At 24.2% G+C, this 17,354-nt stretch carries 18 protein-coding genes, 1 pseudogene and 1 other annotated feature; of the genes and pseudogenes, 2 read left to right on the top strand and 17 right to left on the bottom strand.

Translation table 4 applies throughout. From position 1 onward, the window contains the following. Nucleotides 1-11 precede the first annotated feature (11 nt). From STABA_RS00620 to rplJ, 14 genes are all read right to left on the bottom strand, one after another. Entirely contained in the window at nt 12-608 is a 597-nt protein-coding gene (locus STABA_RS00620) for an exonuclease domain-containing protein (protein ID WP_170264666.1), read from the bottom strand. Beyond that, on the bottom strand, nt 601-2,691 hold the full coding sequence (locus STABA_RS00615) for a UvrD-helicase domain-containing protein (RefSeq protein ID WP_156005491.1): 2,091 nt from the start codon (nt 2,689-2,691) through the stop codon (nt 601-603). Before STABA_RS00615 ends, STABA_RS00620 begins: the two co-directional genes overlap by 8 nt. 82 nt (nt 2,692-2,773) lie before the next feature. Beyond that, the gene (locus STABA_RS00610; RefSeq protein WP_156005489.1) at nt 2,774-3,373 is read right to left on the bottom strand and encodes a CatB-related O-acetyltransferase; all 600 of its coding nucleotides are present in this window, start codon (nt 3,371-3,373) and stop codon (nt 2,774-2,776) included. 91 nt (nt 3,374-3,464) lie between these two features. Next, the gene (locus STABA_RS00605; RefSeq protein ID WP_156005487.1) at nt 3,465-4,133 is read right to left on the bottom strand and encodes a hypothetical protein; all 669 of its coding nucleotides are present in this window, start codon (nt 4,131-4,133) and stop codon (nt 3,465-3,467) included. Continuing rightward, nucleotides 4,087-4,362: a lipoprotein gene (locus STABA_RS00600; protein ID WP_156005485.1), complete on the bottom strand. Its 276-nt coding sequence runs from the start codon at nt 4,360-4,362 to the stop codon at nt 4,087-4,089. The genes STABA_RS00605 and STABA_RS00600 overlap by 47 nt, the downstream gene beginning before the upstream one ends. Before the next feature lie 401 nt (nt 4,363-4,763). Then, nucleotides 4,764-4,883 (bottom strand): hypothetical protein, encoded by a 120-nt coding sequence (locus STABA_RS06065; protein WP_170264719.1) that lies wholly within the window; start codon nt 4,881-4,883, stop codon nt 4,764-4,766. A 101-nt stretch (nt 4,884-4,984) separates the two neighbouring features. Further along, nucleotides 4,985-7,525: a glucose PTS transporter subunit IIA gene (locus STABA_RS00595; RefSeq protein WP_156005483.1), complete on the bottom strand. Its 2,541-nt coding sequence runs from the start codon at nt 7,523-7,525 to the stop codon at nt 4,985-4,987. An 8-nt stretch (nt 7,526-7,533) separates the two neighbouring features. Then, complete coding sequence (locus STABA_RS00590; RefSeq protein ID WP_156005481.1) at nt 7,534-9,792, bottom strand: TIM-barrel domain-containing protein; 2,259 nt, start codon at nt 9,790-9,792, stop codon at nt 7,534-7,536. A 64-nt stretch (nt 9,793-9,856) separates the two neighbouring features. Continuing rightward, entirely contained in the window at nt 9,857-10,531 is a 675-nt protein-coding gene (locus STABA_RS00585; RefSeq protein WP_156005479.1) for a GntR family transcriptional regulator, read from the bottom strand. 149 nt (nt 10,532-10,680) lie between these two features. Next, nucleotides 10,681-10,953 (bottom strand): hypothetical protein, encoded by a 273-nt coding sequence (locus tag STABA_RS00580; protein ID WP_211360460.1) that lies wholly within the window; start codon nt 10,951-10,953, stop codon nt 10,681-10,683. Then, a complete protein-coding gene (locus STABA_RS00575) occupies nt 10,954-11,286 on the bottom strand; it encodes a hypothetical protein (RefSeq protein ID WP_156005477.1) in 333 nt (110 codons plus the stop codon). A gap of 212 nt (nt 11,287-11,498) precedes the next feature. Continuing rightward, a complete protein-coding gene (locus tag STABA_RS00570) occupies nt 11,499-11,912 on the bottom strand; it encodes a hypothetical protein (protein WP_156005475.1) in 414 nt (137 codons plus the stop codon). A 172-nt stretch (nt 11,913-12,084) separates the two neighbouring features. Then, nucleotides 12,085-12,453, bottom strand: a complete 369-nt coding sequence (gene rplL, locus STABA_RS00565; RefSeq protein WP_156005473.1) for a 50S ribosomal protein L7/L12 — start codon at nt 12,451-12,453, stop codon at nt 12,085-12,087. A 59-nt stretch (nt 12,454-12,512) separates the two neighbouring features. After that, nucleotides 12,513-13,013, bottom strand: a complete 501-nt coding sequence (gene rplJ, locus STABA_RS00560) for a 50S ribosomal protein L10 (protein WP_156005471.1) — start codon at nt 13,011-13,013, stop codon at nt 12,513-12,515. A 73-nt stretch (nt 13,014-13,086) separates the two neighbouring features. Then, nucleotides 13,087-13,206: a sequence feature (ribosomal protein L10 leader region), on the bottom strand. Nucleotides 13,207-13,329: 123 nt separating this feature from the next. Here rplJ and STABA_RS00555 point away from each other — a divergent pair. Then, nucleotides 13,330-14,683: pseudogene (locus tag STABA_RS00555) on the top strand (ISNCY family transposase). 102 nt (nt 14,684-14,785) lie between these two features. Here the strand turns inward: STABA_RS00555 and STABA_RS00550 are convergent. Next, complete coding sequence (locus STABA_RS00550) at nt 14,786-14,956, bottom strand: hypothetical protein (RefSeq protein ID WP_156005467.1); 171 nt, start codon at nt 14,954-14,956, stop codon at nt 14,786-14,788. Between the two features lie 343 nt (nt 14,957-15,299). Between STABA_RS00550 and STABA_RS00545 the strand changes: the two genes are divergently transcribed. After that, entirely contained in the window at nt 15,300-15,503 is a 204-nt protein-coding gene (locus STABA_RS00545) for a hypothetical protein (RefSeq protein WP_156005465.1), read from the top strand. Nucleotides 15,504-16,051: 548 nt separating this feature from the next. On the opposite strand, the gene STABA_RS00540 is transcribed toward STABA_RS00545, so the two are convergent. Then, complete coding sequence (locus tag STABA_RS00540) at nt 16,052-16,282, bottom strand: hypothetical protein (protein ID WP_156005463.1); 231 nt, start codon at nt 16,280-16,282, stop codon at nt 16,052-16,054. 176 nt (nt 16,283-16,458) lie between these two features. Continuing rightward, nucleotides 16,459-17,280, bottom strand: coding sequence for a lipoprotein (locus STABA_RS00535; protein ID WP_156005461.1), 822 nt, complete (start codon nt 17,278-17,280; stop codon nt 16,459-16,461). Nucleotides 17,281-17,354 lie beyond the last annotated feature (74 nt).

The following is a 17,354-nucleotide window of genomic DNA, read 5'->3' as shown; positions in this document are numbered from 1 at the left end:
AAAACTTATTATTAGTTATGAAAGTGACATTTTTTATTAAAATAAGTTGTAAACTTTTTAAGAATATATTTTGGATGTTTTAATGCATTTAAAAAACTTTCATGATCATTAAAGCACTTTAATAAGACTTCACAAGTTGCTTCTGAATCTGCTAATGCGTTATGATGATTAAACTTTATATTTAATGCATTGGCTAAAGTGGATAATTTATGATTTAAAAATCTTTTTGGAAATGAGTTTCTAATAATTTCAACACTGCATGCATAATCAAAATCAAACATTTCAATATTATTATTTTGCATAGCTCTTTTTAAAACCATCATATCAAATTTGGCATTATGAGCAATTACAACATATCCTTTTTGTAATTTTTCTTTTATTTTTTTACATACTTCTACAAAACCTGGTTGTCCTACTAGTTGCTCATCATAAATGTTATGAATCATTGTATATTTAAAATCAATATAACTATACTTTGGTAAACTTATTAAAGTCTCATATCTATCTGTAATCACACCATTTTCGCAAATTACTATACCAACTTGACATGGTTCATTTTTATAATTGGCTGTTTCAAAATCTATTACTATAAAACTTGGTTTATTCACAATTTAAAACCTCCTTTAAAAATTGATTATCATTTTTTTCTGCTACATTTGTACATTTAAAATATAAAATTTCATATAATATCTTTTCAAATTCTTTTATGTCAAATTTTAATAAGTATATTTTTGAAGTATATAAATTAAACAAATATGTAGCTTTTAAACTTTGTTTGTTCTTTTGTTGAATTATATATGAATAGATACAAGCTTGTAAAAACATTTCATAATCAACATTTTTTGTTAATTTAAACTCTCATAACTCATTTGTTTCACTATTATATCCATCATAAATTCCATATAAATTAATTGTATTTAAGCCTAATTCTTTATTAATTTTTTTTAATATATCATTATTTTCTGCATTAATTATTAAGTCTTCTTCAAAAAGCATAGTTCCTTTTGGATCAATTTCTTCAATTACTTTTAAAGTATCTTCCATAAAAGTTTTATTTAATCAATCAAAGTTAGAATCTTTTAGTTGCAAATATTTGTAGTTTCTACCTGATTTTGCAGTTTCAATAATACATGCAATATGTGTTAAGTCTTGTATAGATAAGTTACCTTTTTTAAAAATATCATTTATATTATTTATCTCATTAGTTAGTTGAAAGTTTTTATCTTGTGCTTTTCTTATTTCAATAATCATATTGATTCATTTAAATACTGCATCAATAAAATTTGTTTTCATATATAAAGGAATATAAGTAATTAGTGAACCATTTATTGCTGAAACATTTTCTTTAATTAATTTGTCTTTAAAATTTAATTCAATACTAAATGGAATTTTTGAAAAATCAACATTGGCTTTATTTGTAAACTCATATTCTTCTACTGAAAGAATTTTTTTAAATTTATACAAAATACTTGGGTCTAAATATTCAATTAATTGAGTTACATCAAAATATATATCTTTATCTTTTTTTCGATTTTCTAATTCACATTTTTTATTTAATGCTTCAAAATCTCCAACTACATTACAAGTATTTAATATGTCATACTTATCTAAAAAGCATAATGGTGCACTTCATGCTGTATTTAAAAGTATAACTTTTTGTTTTGCTCTTGTGATTGCTACATAAAATTTATCACTAGGTATTTTATTATTTTCATCTTTTGCATAAGCTTTAAAATAAAACTCATCAAATCCATAAACTATAACTAAATCTTTTTCTCTACCTTTAGTTGAGTTAATTGTTGTAATTTCTAATTTATTCTTTTTTAAATTTTTATCATTTGTTTTTATATCTTTTTCTTTTAAAAATAAAGCAAATTTATCATTTACAGAATTTAAAATATTATTTAGTGGATTGATATTTGAGTTTGTTTGTAAACTATTTGCTAATAAAAATGTGTTTTTAATTCCGTATATTTCAATATTATTTAAAATAATATTGCTTACTTGATCAATGTTATAAGGATCATAAATCAAATAATCAATAGGCACATTATTGATATTATTACTTTTAATAAACTCTGTTTTATAAAAACATTTGTTTAAAAAATCACAAACTTTATTTGGTACTCTAAAACTTTCTGTAAGCTTTAATCTAATTCATTCCTTTTTAGAGTAAGTAAAAATTTCATCTGCTAATTCTAAATATCGATAGTCAGATTTCATAAATCTATATAAAGTTTGTTTTCGATCTCCTAAAACACAAATTGATATTTGTTCATTATTTAAATCTCTTAATAATTTTTTTATTAGCTTATAAAAACTAATATTCATATCCTGAACTTCATCTAATATTAATACATCAGGAATAAAATCATAAGCTAAAGCTAAATCATTTTCAATTACATCTAAAACTGCATCATCATTTGCTGCATTTCTTATTCCATAATATTTCATTGTAATTGAATGATAATTTTCAACAATTATATTATTTAAATTTTGTTTAACTACTTTTTCTCTTGTATCTTGTTTTAAATCTTTGTTATATGTTACTAATAAAAACTTTTTATCTAAATATCTTTTTGCCATTTCAAGTGCTGTTGTTGTTTTTCCGCTTCCAGCCACCGCTTCTACAATAATGTTTTTAGTTAAAATATTATTAATAATATCTTCTTGCTCTTGTGTTATATTCATAAATTACCTCTTAAAATTTTTATTGATTGTTAAGATTGATACACAAAAACAAAACTTATAAAATTTTGTTCAATACAAAAAATTATAAGTTATTGTTAGAATCTGTCAATAGGGGAATTAATTTTTTTATTTCTTTTTCAGATTTATCTCATCATTTTAAGTCTTGTAGTTTTTTAATAGTTTCATTATCAAACCTTGTTTTTATTACTTTGCAAGGATTTCCAGCAACAACTGTATAAGGATCAACATCTTTTGATACAACAGTTTTTGCACCAATTATTGCTCCATTTCCAATTTTTATTCCAGGTAAAATAGTTGCACCATACCCAATTCAAACATCATTTCCCACAACTGTGTCTCCTTTAAATACAGGATTAGCACATATTAAATCGTGTTCATCATTAAATTCATCGAACATTTCAAATGGAAAAGTTGATAAAGAATTAATTCTATGATTTGCACCACTCATTATAAACTTAACCTCATCTGCAATCGCACAAAACTTTCCTATAATTAATTTATTATTTGAAATTTTATAAAAATGATATAAAACGTTTTTATTTTGAAATTCTTTTAATCCTTGTTCGCCATTAAAGGAATAAAAATAAGTATAATCACCTACTTCTATTCCTTCATTTGTAATATAAGGTTTTAAAAAATTAATTTTATTTGACTTTGCCATTATTAAACTCCTATATATATAATAAATTTTTTATATAAAAAATTGAAAAATGTTTCATAAATGAAACATTTTTTAATAAATATAACTTTGTTTACTTACTTGATGATTTTCATACTACTTCTAAAGTAACTAAACTTTTAAGTTTATCACTATTTTTTGCAGCAAATATAGTTATACTTCCATTTTTATTTTTATCACTTGCAGGTTCAACATAATCTTTTGTATCAAAATCAGTTACTACAGTTGCACCATTTACTTTTGTTCTAATTTGTGTTTGTATTTCAGCTCTGACATATTCTATTTTAACAGCTGTTACTTCTAATTTATTATCTGGAAAAATAGTTGATAAATCTGTTCTAGTTTCTTTTTTGATATCAAACATTACATCACCTTTTAACTTCTTGCTATTTTCAGCAGGTTTAACTCTAAGTTTTGCATTAGTTGCACTTGTTTTACCTACATATTCAAAACTAAAATCAGATTCTACATATGCAACAGTTGGTTTTAATTGTTTATTAATTTCAGCTATAGCTATTGGTTTTGCAAGTTCTTCACTTTCATCGCCATCTGTATATAAAACAACACTACCATCAACTGAGCATAAATCTTTTATTTCTTCTTCAACTGCCTCATTAACTGTAACATTTATGTCTTTAGATCCTTTATCGTATTTTGCAGTAATTTTTGTTAAACCTTCTTTAACTCCAACAACTTTAATTAAATATATTTTCTGGACTTTTATCGTCTTTTTTTGATTCACTTATTTTTGCAATTGTCTCATCTTTTGATTTTATTTCAAAAGTTTTTAAACTTTCTGAATCTGTTGTAGGAATTGTAATATTTATTTCTTTAACTTCTCCCACTGCAATTGATATATCTTTAAATTCTTTACCAAAATCTGCTTGTGCTGAATTGCCGCATGAAACAACAACACTACCCGATGTAGCAACTAATCCCATTGCTCCTAATAATCCTAATAATTTCTTCACTTTATCATGCATTTCACTAAAAATACATATTGTATTTTCACACTTATTATATGCTCAAACAAAAAAATCTATCATTATTTTAAAATACAGAATTTCTTCTTTATAATTTTTTTTGATGAGTATTAAAAAATATCTTAGTGATTTTAATATTATAATCCTTGGTTAATTGGTCCGGTAACTTTGACTTGAATTGTTTTTGAATATCTATTTAGATAGTTAGCAGTTATTGTTGTATAACCTTCTTTTATTCCAGTTATATTAAATGTATATTTACTAAAATTAATTGTATCTCATTTAAAATCCCTTACTTTTGCAATTGATTCATCTTTTGATTTTACTTCCAGTGTTGAAAATTAACTTCCTTTTTCTATAGGTAAAGTTAATTCTATTTCTTTAGTTTCTTATGCGGCTATTCTTAAGTTTTGAAAATTTGGCCCAAAGTTAAAGTTTGTATCTTTACATGCATAAATAATACTTGAAGTAGAAGATATTAGACCAAATGATCCTAATAAAATAAGTATTTTTTCATTTTATCATCCTTTCAATTCAATAAAATATAAATTTACTATTGCTTATAATTAAACTTAAAAAATCTATATATTTTCATATATAGATTTTTAGTTTATTTAGATATTATTGTTTTTTTTTCAAGTTTTTTATTTTTTACAAACTCTTTAAAGTTAAATAAAAGTTCTTCTTGTTTTGGCACATTTAAAGCATTATTTTCTAACGACATTATTATTTGGTTAAAGTTATTTTTCAACACTTTAAGATTTTCATTTTTTAATTCTTTTACTACGCCTTCTACAAATGAATCTGTTAATTCTTTTGCTTTAATACTTATTTTGTTATAGTCTGTATTTAATTCTAAAATTTCTTTAACAAAAACATTAAGTTTTCCATTATATTTATCTTTATCTATTTTAGTATTTAAAATTAGATCATTATATTTCACAACTTTGTCTTCCATATTTTTTTCATAATATTTACTTGCAAGTTTTGAATATTTTTGTTTTAAATTGTCTTCTTTAACAATTAAACTAGTTATTTTATTTTCAATAAGACCTTTTTTATATAAAAATTTTTCAAGTTTTTTAATTTTAAGTTTTGCTTCTTTGTTGTAAATTTCTTTAAACTTATTTATATAATATAAATTATTTAATTTTTTATTTTCTTTTAATTCAAAAGTTCTAATTACTTTTTTATATAATCTTTGAATACCATTTTTCTCATCTATTCTTTCTTTATAGAAGAAGAATGTTATTAAGAATGCTGAAGCCATTGTGATTACATATCCGATCCAACAGTTAACAAAGTTCATTGTCCCACCTTTTAATGTTCCAATAGATGATAAGACTCCATTACCTATTGCATATAATTTACAATCTGTTAAACCAAAATACAATCCACCTAAACCAGAACCTATGCATCCTGCAATAAACGGAATAACTTTAACAAGGTTACATCCATATATGGCTGGTTCGGTAATCCCGAGTAAGGCCGGTGGTGAAGATGATACTGCAATTTGTTTTGTAGCAGATCCTTTTGTTGCAAATATAACTGCAACACAAGCACCAAATTGTCCTAATGATCCAGCTTCTTTAACTGTTCCTAAAACTAATGGTATACCATTTCCAATCATATTATTTATTGGTACATAAAAGGCAGTATGCATACCAGTTAAAACAAGTGGTTGTCATAAAAATCCAAACAAAGCAGTTCCAATTCCAAATGGAATTTTTGTTAATCCATCAATTATTACAAAGTATAAGCCACTTTCTAATAACGCTAATAAAGGACCTGCAATTAAAAATACACTTAGTATTGATACTGCATAACTAATTGAGTGTCTAAAAATTAAATCGACACAAGTAGGTATTCACTTTCTACATCATCTATCAAAATAAACATATACAACTCCAACAAAAATATGAGGAAGTATTGAAGAAGGATATGCAGACACACTAAACGTTCAAGTTCCAATTGTAAATAAATCTCATTTCAATCCACTAAATAAAAATGGTGAAACTAATGTTAATCCTAAAAGGATTCCCATTATTGTATTACCTTTTAAAAACTTAACTGTGGAATAACTAAAATATATTCCTACAAAAGCTCAAGCTGTTTGACTTAGGATGAAAAATAATCCTGTAACTAAATCATAATCAGTTAAAACACTTAAAGCTCCATGACTATAGTCTAATGACACTTGATCAATTACATGAGTTGTTTCAAAAATTGTTTTAACCAATGTTATAAATGATGCAGCACAAATTATTGGTACAACTGGTATTAAAATCCCATTTATAACTTTTACTAATTTAGATTTAAATGTTTCTTTAACTTTTTTTGCATTTTTGTTAATCATTGATCTTGCAGCATAATCATTAAATACTTCTTTAAGTTTATAAGCATCAGGACCAATAATTATTTGAAGCTCATTACCTTTTATATTGATACCTTTAACATTTCTATTTTGTTTAACTGTATCAAGACTAAGTTTATCCATATTTTTAATCTGTAATCTTAATCTTGTATTACAGTTGTTTACATTTGTAACATTATCTTTTCCACTTACACCTTTTAGAAGTTCTTCAGAAAGTTGTTCCCATTTATCTTTAAAAATAATTGGCATAACTTTTCCTGCATCATCTTTTTGAACTTTATTTTCAGAAGCTTTATTTTCAATTAAAGTTTTTTCTATTTCTAAAATCAAGTCTCCTTTTTTATAATCTCCAGGTTTGAAATTTTTAAATTCATATTCAAAATTGTTATCTGTTTCAATTACTATTGGAGTCGATTTAATTATGTTTTTTTGTTCGAATAGTTTGAAGTCTACAGTTGCAACTTCATTCTTTAAACCAACTACTTGACCTGGATTAACTTTTATATCAAATCCTTCTCCATTTAATTGAACTGAGTCAATACCAATATGCATTAATAAAATATTACCATTTAAATCTTCAAAGTGAATAGCATGTTTTGTGTTAAACACTTGCACACATTTTCCTTCGACAGGAGCATATAAATTATTATTTTTTGGATTAAAATAAATTCCTATCCCAAGCATACCTTCACTAAATACTCCATCATTTAGTTCTTTAATATCATTAACAAAACAATCTACAGGAGCATATATTTTTATTGATTGTTTATTTTTCATATTACCTCCTATAAGATTTCAAATTTATCATTTTTTTCTATGTTATTATTTTTTACAACTACTTTGTAATCTTTATTATTAATTCTAAATTCTAAAGTCTCATCATTTACTTCACCATAAATATTCAAAACTATCTTTTCACTTTCAATTTTATTAAATTTATAATTTCCTGATTTCATTAATGGTATTACACTATTTTGCTTTACAAATATTAAAGTATTTTCAATTGGACAATCAATTTCATATAACTTATTTCCTTCGTAAATTTGTTTTTTATCAAAGAAGCTAACTCATTGTCCTTCTGGAAAATAAACTTGTCTTTTATATTTTTGATCACTTAAGATTGGAGCTATCATTATTTTTTGTCCAAGCATAAATTGATTGTCTACTTTTGAAGCGATACTATCATTTTGAAATTCTAAAACTAATGGTCTAATAATTGGTAAACCTTTTTCAATTGATTGTTTTTCATAAACTTTATAATATGGTAATAATCTTCTTTTTAAAATTGCATAATTTCTTGATATTTCTAAATCTTTTTCTCCAAAATATCAAGGCTCTCTCGCTCCAACTCCATGGTATCTAGAAAATGGAGTTAACAAACCAAATTGTGATCATCTTGCATATAAATCTTTTTCTTTAACATTAATATCTAAAAAACCTCCAATATCTGTTCCTCACATTACTGTTCCACACAATGAATTTGATAATCCAGATCACATTTGCATTTTTAACTCATTAAAACTTGATGCTGAATCTCCTGCTCATTTACCAACATATTTATTTGTTCCAATATAACCAGGTCTTGATAAAACAAAACCTTTATCTTTTCCATGAACTTCTTGAGTTGCTTCGTATGCATATCTTAAATATAATTCAATATAGGCATTTCTAAAGTTTTTTCCTAACTCCCCATTGTACATTAATGCTTTTTCATCAATACTATCTCCATAATCAGTTTTTATAAAATCTAATCCACTAATTAGTAAATCTTTAATTTTATTTTTTCAATAAACTACAGCGTCTGGATTTGTTAAATCAATTGCAGTTGCATTTTCTTGATAGTTACATAAACCACTTCAAATATGAGCAACACCACCATCAACACGTTTAGTATAAAATTTATTAGCTTCTATTTCTTTTCAAGTTGATGAGTTATCAATTTGAATATATGGATTAATTCAAAAACACATCTTAGCATTTTTTTTATGAACTTCATCAAGTAACTCTTTTAAGTTTCCAAATTGTTCTTCATTAAATTCAAAGTTACAAGTTTTTGTATAACGATTTTTTATTCATTTTGGATCTAAAGTAAAAACATCAACTGGATAATTAAATTTTTCTGCATTATTTATTTCAGTAAATAGCTCATTTTTATTATGATAGTACAAACGATTTAATCAAATACCGTATGCTTCATCAGGTACTCCTGTTATTCTTCCGGTAAATTCTGTATAAAGTGAAACTAAATTTTTTATAGAGTCACTTGTAAATAAAAGAATATCAAAACACTCTTCGTAAGATAGTACAGATAATGATTCGGTTATTGGCGATCCAACTTCTCATTCTGTTTTATATCCTGTATTAACCAACATAGCTCAATTTTGATTTGAATAAACTAGTGGAACCCCACCATAGCCAAGATCTCCATTTGATACTGCTTGATTATCTAAATTATAAATTACAGATTGAGTCCCATTTTTAACAAAGTTATTAAACTTTTCTCCCAAACCATAAAGTAGTTCTTCACTAGCTAATTGTAAAGTTAAGAATGGCAATTGTACTTTTTCTTTAATTTTATATCCTAATCCAGGAGAACAAAATCCTTCTAAGTTATCTCAACCTGGTCTTACTGAAGTTTGGGTTTTTATTTTTCCATTTACATCAATTAATAAAATTCTAAACTGTTTTTTTTCTATCACTAATCTTTCTTTATTTTTTAATGTAATTTCTATATTTTCTGAGTTGTTTTTATAATTTAATTTTTCTTGTTTTAAATGTTTTTTAAATTGCTCATTATATCTGTTTTTGTTCAGCTGTTTTTGTCAGAACTTAATATTTATAATACTATTTTCAAATTCACCAAATGATAAATAAGCTTTTTGAAAATTATTAAAAGTAACTTCTAATATTAAATTCAAACCTTCTTCTCAAATATCAGATACTCTTAAGGCAATTGCATAATTAGCATTAACTGTAAAAATATTTTCTTTTTCAATATAACTATAACGAAACATTTCTTTATTTATATTATCTTTTAAAGACATTATTATCACCTCATTAAAATTATATTTCTTATAAAAATAAAAATAACTTGTAAGGACAAGTTATTTATACAACTCTAGCTATATAACCAAAGTTAAAATCTTCTATTCTACTTTTATCAAGTGAGCATTGTAATATAGTTTCATCGCTATTAAAAATTATTGAGTACTCACAAACAACATAACTATTATCATTTAAACCAAAATATTCTTTATCTTTTTGATCTGCTTTTTGTATTTTAATAAAGTTATATGATTTACTAAAATCATATCTTTTGCTCAAATAACTTATAACAGAATTTTCTATTTCTTTTTCGTTAGGATTAGGTATTAAATTTAAATTTAAAAATATGTAAGTTAAACACAATTCTTTATTATTTAAATATCTAGCTTTTGTATAACATTGAAAATTTTTACTTTCTAAATTATAGTTTTCTAAAAATCAATTCGGTAAATCTATTTTGAAATCTAATAACTTATTTTCGCATTCATACTCAGGAAACTTTTTTTGTGGGTTTAAGTTTTTCATTCAAAATTTTTTATCATTTACAAAATAACCTTTACCTTTTTGGCTATGAATATAACCATCTATTATTAAGTCGTTATAAACATCTCTTATTAAATTTCTTGATACATTAAACTTAACGCAAAGTTGATTTTCTGATTGTAGTTTGTCATCTTTTTTTAATTCATTACTTAATATTTTATTTTCTAAGTATGAATATATTTTCTTACTTTCCATATTTTGTTACCTTTTTTGATTTTATAAAAAAATTATTTTTTATAAAATATATTATTTAATATATACAAATGATTGAGGTGCATTTTTTATGCCAAAGTGTTGTAAATCCAGTGGTTTTTTGAAACTAATATATTCTTCTATTTCATAGGCTACTGCAATTTTTTATTATGATAATAACTATAATAAAATTCTTTATCAACTCCCGAGAAATTCTTGGCTATATCTCATATTACGCTAGGTTTATCAATATGTACTTTTTTTATTTTTGCAACTCCTACTACTTTTGAAGTTGGATAAGTTGCATAAAAATAAATTTCATTTTCATTAAACTGTCTTCCAATAACTTTTCTAAATTCAAATTTTTTGTGACCTTTTTTTATATTTTCAATGTGTTCGTTGTGTATAGATATTAAAAGTTTCATTTATTTTCACCTTTCTAAAATTAAATTTAAAACTAGTTCTTTATCATTAATTGGATATGCTGGTAAATAAAAATTATCTGGTCATATATTTAAATCATATAAAGCTTTGAGATTTATATTTTTGCCTTCTCCAAATGCAAAAATATGAAAAAATTTAATAATTTTATTTCTACCCATTTTAAACTGTAATTCCAGTTCTTCATCTGTAAAAACAGAGGTGTTTCCGACGTGTTTTTTTCAATTTTTAAATGATAAGTTTTTATCATAAATAACTTCACTAACAATACCAATTCCTGTAACAGCTGATTTAAAGAACTTTTGCTCCTTGCTCATTCTGTATTCTAAAAGAAAATCTCCTCTTTTAGGTAATTTATTATAATTAATTTTTGATAAATATGTTTTGCTTATGCTAATTGAAGAAATATCAAATGCTTTTGCTGTGTTTTGTGTTTTTGCTAAATGATTTTCTGGAAATAATTTATCATGATATTCTGGTTCTAAAGGAATTAAAAAAAGTTTACATCTTTTATATTATTCAGATTTTCTTAATTAAAATATCATTTATAATTTTTTTTCACGTCATTAAGATCTGTGTTTTTCATTTTGACCATAACTATTTCATTATTTTTAGTTCCAACTTCTAAAAAACCTCATGAAAATAATACATTAAGAAGAGCCTTTTGCTTGTCTTTATACATTGTTACATAACATTCATATATTTTTTCTTTATCCATTTCCGAAAAAATGATATTTATAATAGCTTCTGATAATATTAGAGATTTAAAGTCATCATCTATTTTGAAAGTAGATATTTTTATTCTTTTTTTATTAGGTTGAATTGGTAAAATGTCATTTTCTGGTTCATCTTTTATTTGTAGCATTAAGAAAGCTTTAATTTTATTATTTTCATCGTATTTTAAAAATGCTTCATAGTTTTCTGATGCTTTTTTTGAAATCAAGATACAAAATCGTTAGTTCCATAATCATTTTTTAATGAATCAAAGAAACAATCATTTAAGTCAATATTTTTTAGGTATTCTTTTTTTAAAACTTCCAATCAAACCACCCCTTATAAGTAATTTTAACAAATAAAAAATCACTTTTTATAAAGTGATTTAATTTTTAGATAAATTATTTTAAATCTACTGAAGCTCCAGCTTCCATTAATTGTTTTTTCATGTTTTCTGCTTCTTCAACTTTTACGTTTTCTTTAATAGTTGCTGGTAATGTTCCATCAACTAATTTTTTAGCATCCATTAATCCTAATCCAGTAATTTCTTTTACAATTTTAATAACTGCAACTTTGTTTCCTCCTGGATTTGTTAATAATACATTAACTTCAGTTGGTGCTGCATCTGCTGCTCCCCCTGCTGCTGGTGCTGCAACTGCTGCTGCTGCAACAACTCCGAAGTGATCTTCGATAGCTTTAACTAATTCATTTAATTCAGTTAATTTCATTTCTTCTAAAGCTTTAATAATATCGTCTTTTGTAACTGCCATAATTTGGTTCTCCTTTTCATTTAATTTATTAAGTTGCTATTAGTACACTTTAATTTAAACTATTCTGATCTTGTTTTTGCAATTTCTTTTACTGTCAACATAAATTGACGTAATGGGTAGATAAGAGATGAAGCAAACATTGAGTATAGTTCTTCTTTTGATGGAAGAGAAGCAATTTCATTGATTGCTGCTGTATCTAATACATTTCCTTCATAAATTCCCGCTTTTAATTTTAAATCTTTATTGATTTTTGCAAAGTTATCAACTAATTTTGCAGGATATAGAGCTTCTTCATCAGAGAAAATGTAAACATTTTGTTCAGTTAAATATGGTTCTAATCCTGAAATTTTTAGTTCTTGTACTGCTCTTGTAACTAATGAATCTTTATAAACTTTAATAAAAATACCTTGTTCACGAGCTTTGTTTCTTAAATCAGTCATTTGAGCAACTGATAAGTTTTTGTATTCTGCTATTGCCATTCCTTTACAATTTTTAATACGATTAGCAATATCTTTTACAATTTCATTCTTTTTAGCATGTGCTGGTCTTGCGTTTGACACTAATACTACCTCCTTTTACTATTTTTTTGATCAAAATAAAACCTCGAAAATAATTATTTCCGAGGTTAATTAAAAAATACACTAAATAACTATTTTTAAAAATAAAAATAGTTTGTATCTGTAATTTCATTCCTCGGTAACAAATTAAGGGATAAATCCCAGTTACTTTCTTTGGTACGAATAGCATATATATAATATCATAAATTTTAATACTTTATAAAAAGTAAATAGTAAATTATATGAATAACAAGCGATTATGTCACAAACAATTAACAAGCGATTATGTCACAAGTACAATATACTTGGAGGCAAAATTATGAGAGGAATTGAATTAGACATAATGAAACAAGTTAAATTAGAGGTTATAAAAGGTTTATCTAATAAACTACATGACATAAACACAAGCGCAGAAACTCTTGGTTGATCAAAAAGACACACATATAGAAAGTTAAAAGAGTATAAAAAAATTGGACCAAAAGCTTTTATTCATAAAAACACTGGGAAAATCCCAAGAAATAAAATAGATCATGATATTAAAGAAAAAATAATTAGTTTTTATAAATTAAAATATTATGATTTTAGTATGTTAGATTATTGAGAAAATTGTTGAAAAGATAAAATTAGCTATTCTTCATTAAGAAATATAATGAAAGAAAATAATGAGTTAGTTTTTAGTATGCATAAAAAAACCAAAAAAGAAATTAGATTAAGAACAAATCGATTAAACAATGATTTAGACCCATTAGTTATAATCAAAAATAAAATTCCATTATTAAAACACCCTCACCCAACCCAAAAAAGAGAAACAAACTTTGGGGCAATTTTTGAAGCAGATGCTTCAAATCACGAGTGGATTAAGGGAGTAAAAAGTCATTTACACATTGTAATTGATAAGTCAACAAAAAGAATTTTAGCAGGACATTTTAGCGAGCAAGAAACAACAGAGAGTTATTATCGTGTTTATAAAGAAACATTTGTAAATTATGGCATTCCTATTAAGAATGTAACTGACAATCGAAATGTATTTAGCTCTAAAATAAATAGAGACTCTGAAGGGTATTCAGAGTCTCGTACTCAATTGCAATTTATTTTTCATTCTTTAAAAGTATCAACAAAAACTACCTCTATACCACAAGAAAAAGCTTTGGTTGAGAGAACTTTTGGCACCCTTCAAAGAAGATGGCCTCAAAGAATTCGAATCAAAAATATTAAAACAATTGAAGAGTTAAATGATTATTTACCTACACTGATTAAAGAATATAATAAAAAATATTCAACTCCTATTGATAATTGTAAATCAGTTGTAAGAAAATTTACAGAAAATCCAAATATTGTTTTTTCATATAGAACAACAAGAATCGTCAATAAAGGTTCAAGTATTGATTATGATAATAAAAAATGGTTTGTTTGTTCAGGGTATGAGCCGCTGTATTTAAAACCAAAAACAAAAGTTATGGTTATGAAAACTCAGGATAAAAATATTATTCTTCAATTGGTAATGATGTATATAACTTAATAGAAATAGATGAAATAGGCTTCACGGTAATAAATATACAATTAAAAAAGAAGAACTAGAGTCTATTAAACCACCAAAAATTGAAAGTTCATGAAAATATAGTAATTGATACTTCTTTAATAAGAAAAGAAGAAATACAAGAAGCATATATTAATATATTGTTTTTTGTGACATAATCGCTTACAATCAACACATTTTAAAATAACTTTATTTAAAAATTATTGTCGTAATTAAAATTATGTTGCATTTGATTATTTTAACTATTTGTATTTTTTAATAAATAACTTGCTTTTAAAGTTAATTGTAACGGTGTTGCTAAAATCCCAAATACAATCATAGTAAAAATTACTAAAAACAAAATTGTACCAATTGTTTCTACTCAAGTTTTTATAAATAACTTTCTATATTTTTTGAAAATTTTGCTCATACTTTTTTTACCTTTTTTTAAGAATCTATTTAATTATAATTTCATAAATAAAAAAACAATATTTCCTATATTGAAAATAGATAACCTTAAACAGACCGATTATTTAAAAAAATTTAAATAATAAGTTTCTATAGAAAGGTTGTTTTTATATGCCAAAAGTAATAGATAAAAGATAAAATTAATTGCTATTAAGAAGTTTTTAGCTGGAGAAAAAACTTCAAAAATCTTTGAAGAATTAAACTTAAAAAGTGGTCAAGTTCAAATAAAACAATTAATAAAAAGATATAATATTAATGAATTAGAAAGCGAATTAAATTATTCGCTTTGTGAGGTTAATATTTATATGAAAAAAGACATTGAAAATAAATTGCTTAAAGATGAAAATAAGAAACTTGAAAAAGAATTAAACAAACTTAAAAAAGAAAAGTTAAAAGATAAGGCAAAAATTGAGTTTTTGGAAAAGCGCATGCCTTCTTGCATGAATTTATCGAAAACTCAAATGAAGATACAAACAAGTAAGAAGGCATGAAAAAAACAATGCATATAATGTGATTTATTTTGATGAGTCTAGTGATCTAAATATGAAAGATAAATGTGAAGCTCTATTTGTCAATTTTTCTAATTATGCTAAATGAAAAAATAAAAATAAAGAAGAACTTTTAAAGAATAAAACAATATAATTAAAAAGAAAATATAATGATCAAACAATTGATTTAATAAATAAGTTTACAGAAAAAAATGGTTCATCTGTTTCTAGAAAAGTTAGTTCTTGAATAAATGATGAGTTTAAAGTTAATATTAGTTATAAGATAATAAATGAATTACAAATAACAAGTTAGTAAATTTAGCAAAAATTAATAGAGAACATAAAAGACAAAATCTTTAAAGAGGTAATGTCGTGCCGGATTTAATTAAAAAGATTTTAGTACTCAATATAATTTACAAAAAGTTGGAATAGATGGTTCATATTTAGACCTTATAATTAAAGGTAAAAAGTTAAATTACTTGGTGAGTTTGCATATAATTGATATAACAGAGATATGATTGCTTATAATTTTTCTTCAAGTGAAAACTCAAAATTTGTTGCAAAAACAATTAAGAAGTAATAAAAGTTATAACCAAATACAAAGTAGATTTTACAATACTTCAAACTGATAGAGGAACTGCAAATGCATCATATGCAGTAAAAGATGTAATTAGTTCATGTTCAAATTTAGTTTTATCAATATCTAAAGCTGGATTTAAACATAATGCACCAAAAGAAGCTTTAAATGGCTGATACAAAGATTGTTTTTTTGCAGAATATGGAAGTGAATTTAAAAGCATTATAGAGTTTAAATAATTGTTTGATGAATTTATTATTAAAAGAAATAATTTACAAAATTATTTATATAATAAAAAAGAAACCAAATATCATAAGATATTTTTGGTCTCTTTAAGTTTGTCTATTCTTTGTTTTTTTTTATATTAAGTTTTTCTTAAAACTACTTTTACTTTAAATATTAACTTATTATTATTTCTAATTGATTTAAAGTTGTAAAAACAAAATTAGTTGTTGTTTTGCTTTTTTCATTTTCAACTGTTCATTTTGCTTCAATAAGAAAAATAATAAACTTAGAATCTTCTGCATTTGCTTTTGCTGTAAAGATATACGCTTGTTTAGCGTCTTGATTTAAGTGATTTAAATCTTTAGATTGATTAAAAAATACTTTTATTTCATTAAATACATTGTGTTCATTTTCTCTAGTTTTATTTTCTTCTGTTATTTTTTCTGAATCGATTAAGCTTCCCTGATAAGCTCCATAATTTAAAATATTATTATCATCTTCAATTTTGCTAGCTTCTGTATCTGCATAATTTTTTGTTCATTTATTTTGATCATTAATCAAGTTATAATTTTCATTTTTAAATAAATTAATAACATCAACTTTTGATTTACTTTGAGCATAAGTTAAATTTTCAACTGTACTTCCTGGTGTTTGACTTTCTTCTTTTTTAAAAGTATATGTTATATCCACAGTACCTTTAAATTTTTTTGCATTTGTACTTGCTTTTAATCTTGCTTTTGATAAAGTTGGTTGTCCGTCATAAGAAACTTCTCCAATGCTTAAATTGTAATTACTGTTTACATTATTAATAGCTTTTACAAGGTCTTCTAATGTAGGTTTGTCTTCGGCACCATTAATAGTTCCTAATTCTTTTATTGGCAATGTAGATAAATCAGTTTTTTCACTACTATTATTTTCTTTGTTACATGCGATTGCAACACTTGATGATGTAGCAACTAATCCCATTGCTCCTAAAATAATTAACAATTTCTTCATTATATTTCTCCTTTTCCTAAATTATTATATATTATTTATGAAAATATTAGTAATTAGTAGTTTCTTATTAAATA

It is taken from the genome of Spiroplasma tabanidicola, from assembly GCF_009730595.1.
In the GTDB taxonomy this organism is placed as follows: Bacteria; Bacillota_I; Bacilli_A; order Mycoplasmatales; family Mycoplasmataceae; genus Spiroplasma_A; species Spiroplasma_A tabanidicola.
The sequence above is the reverse complement of the archived record's forward strand: the minus strand, read 5'-3'. Positions and strand labels throughout refer to the sequence as shown.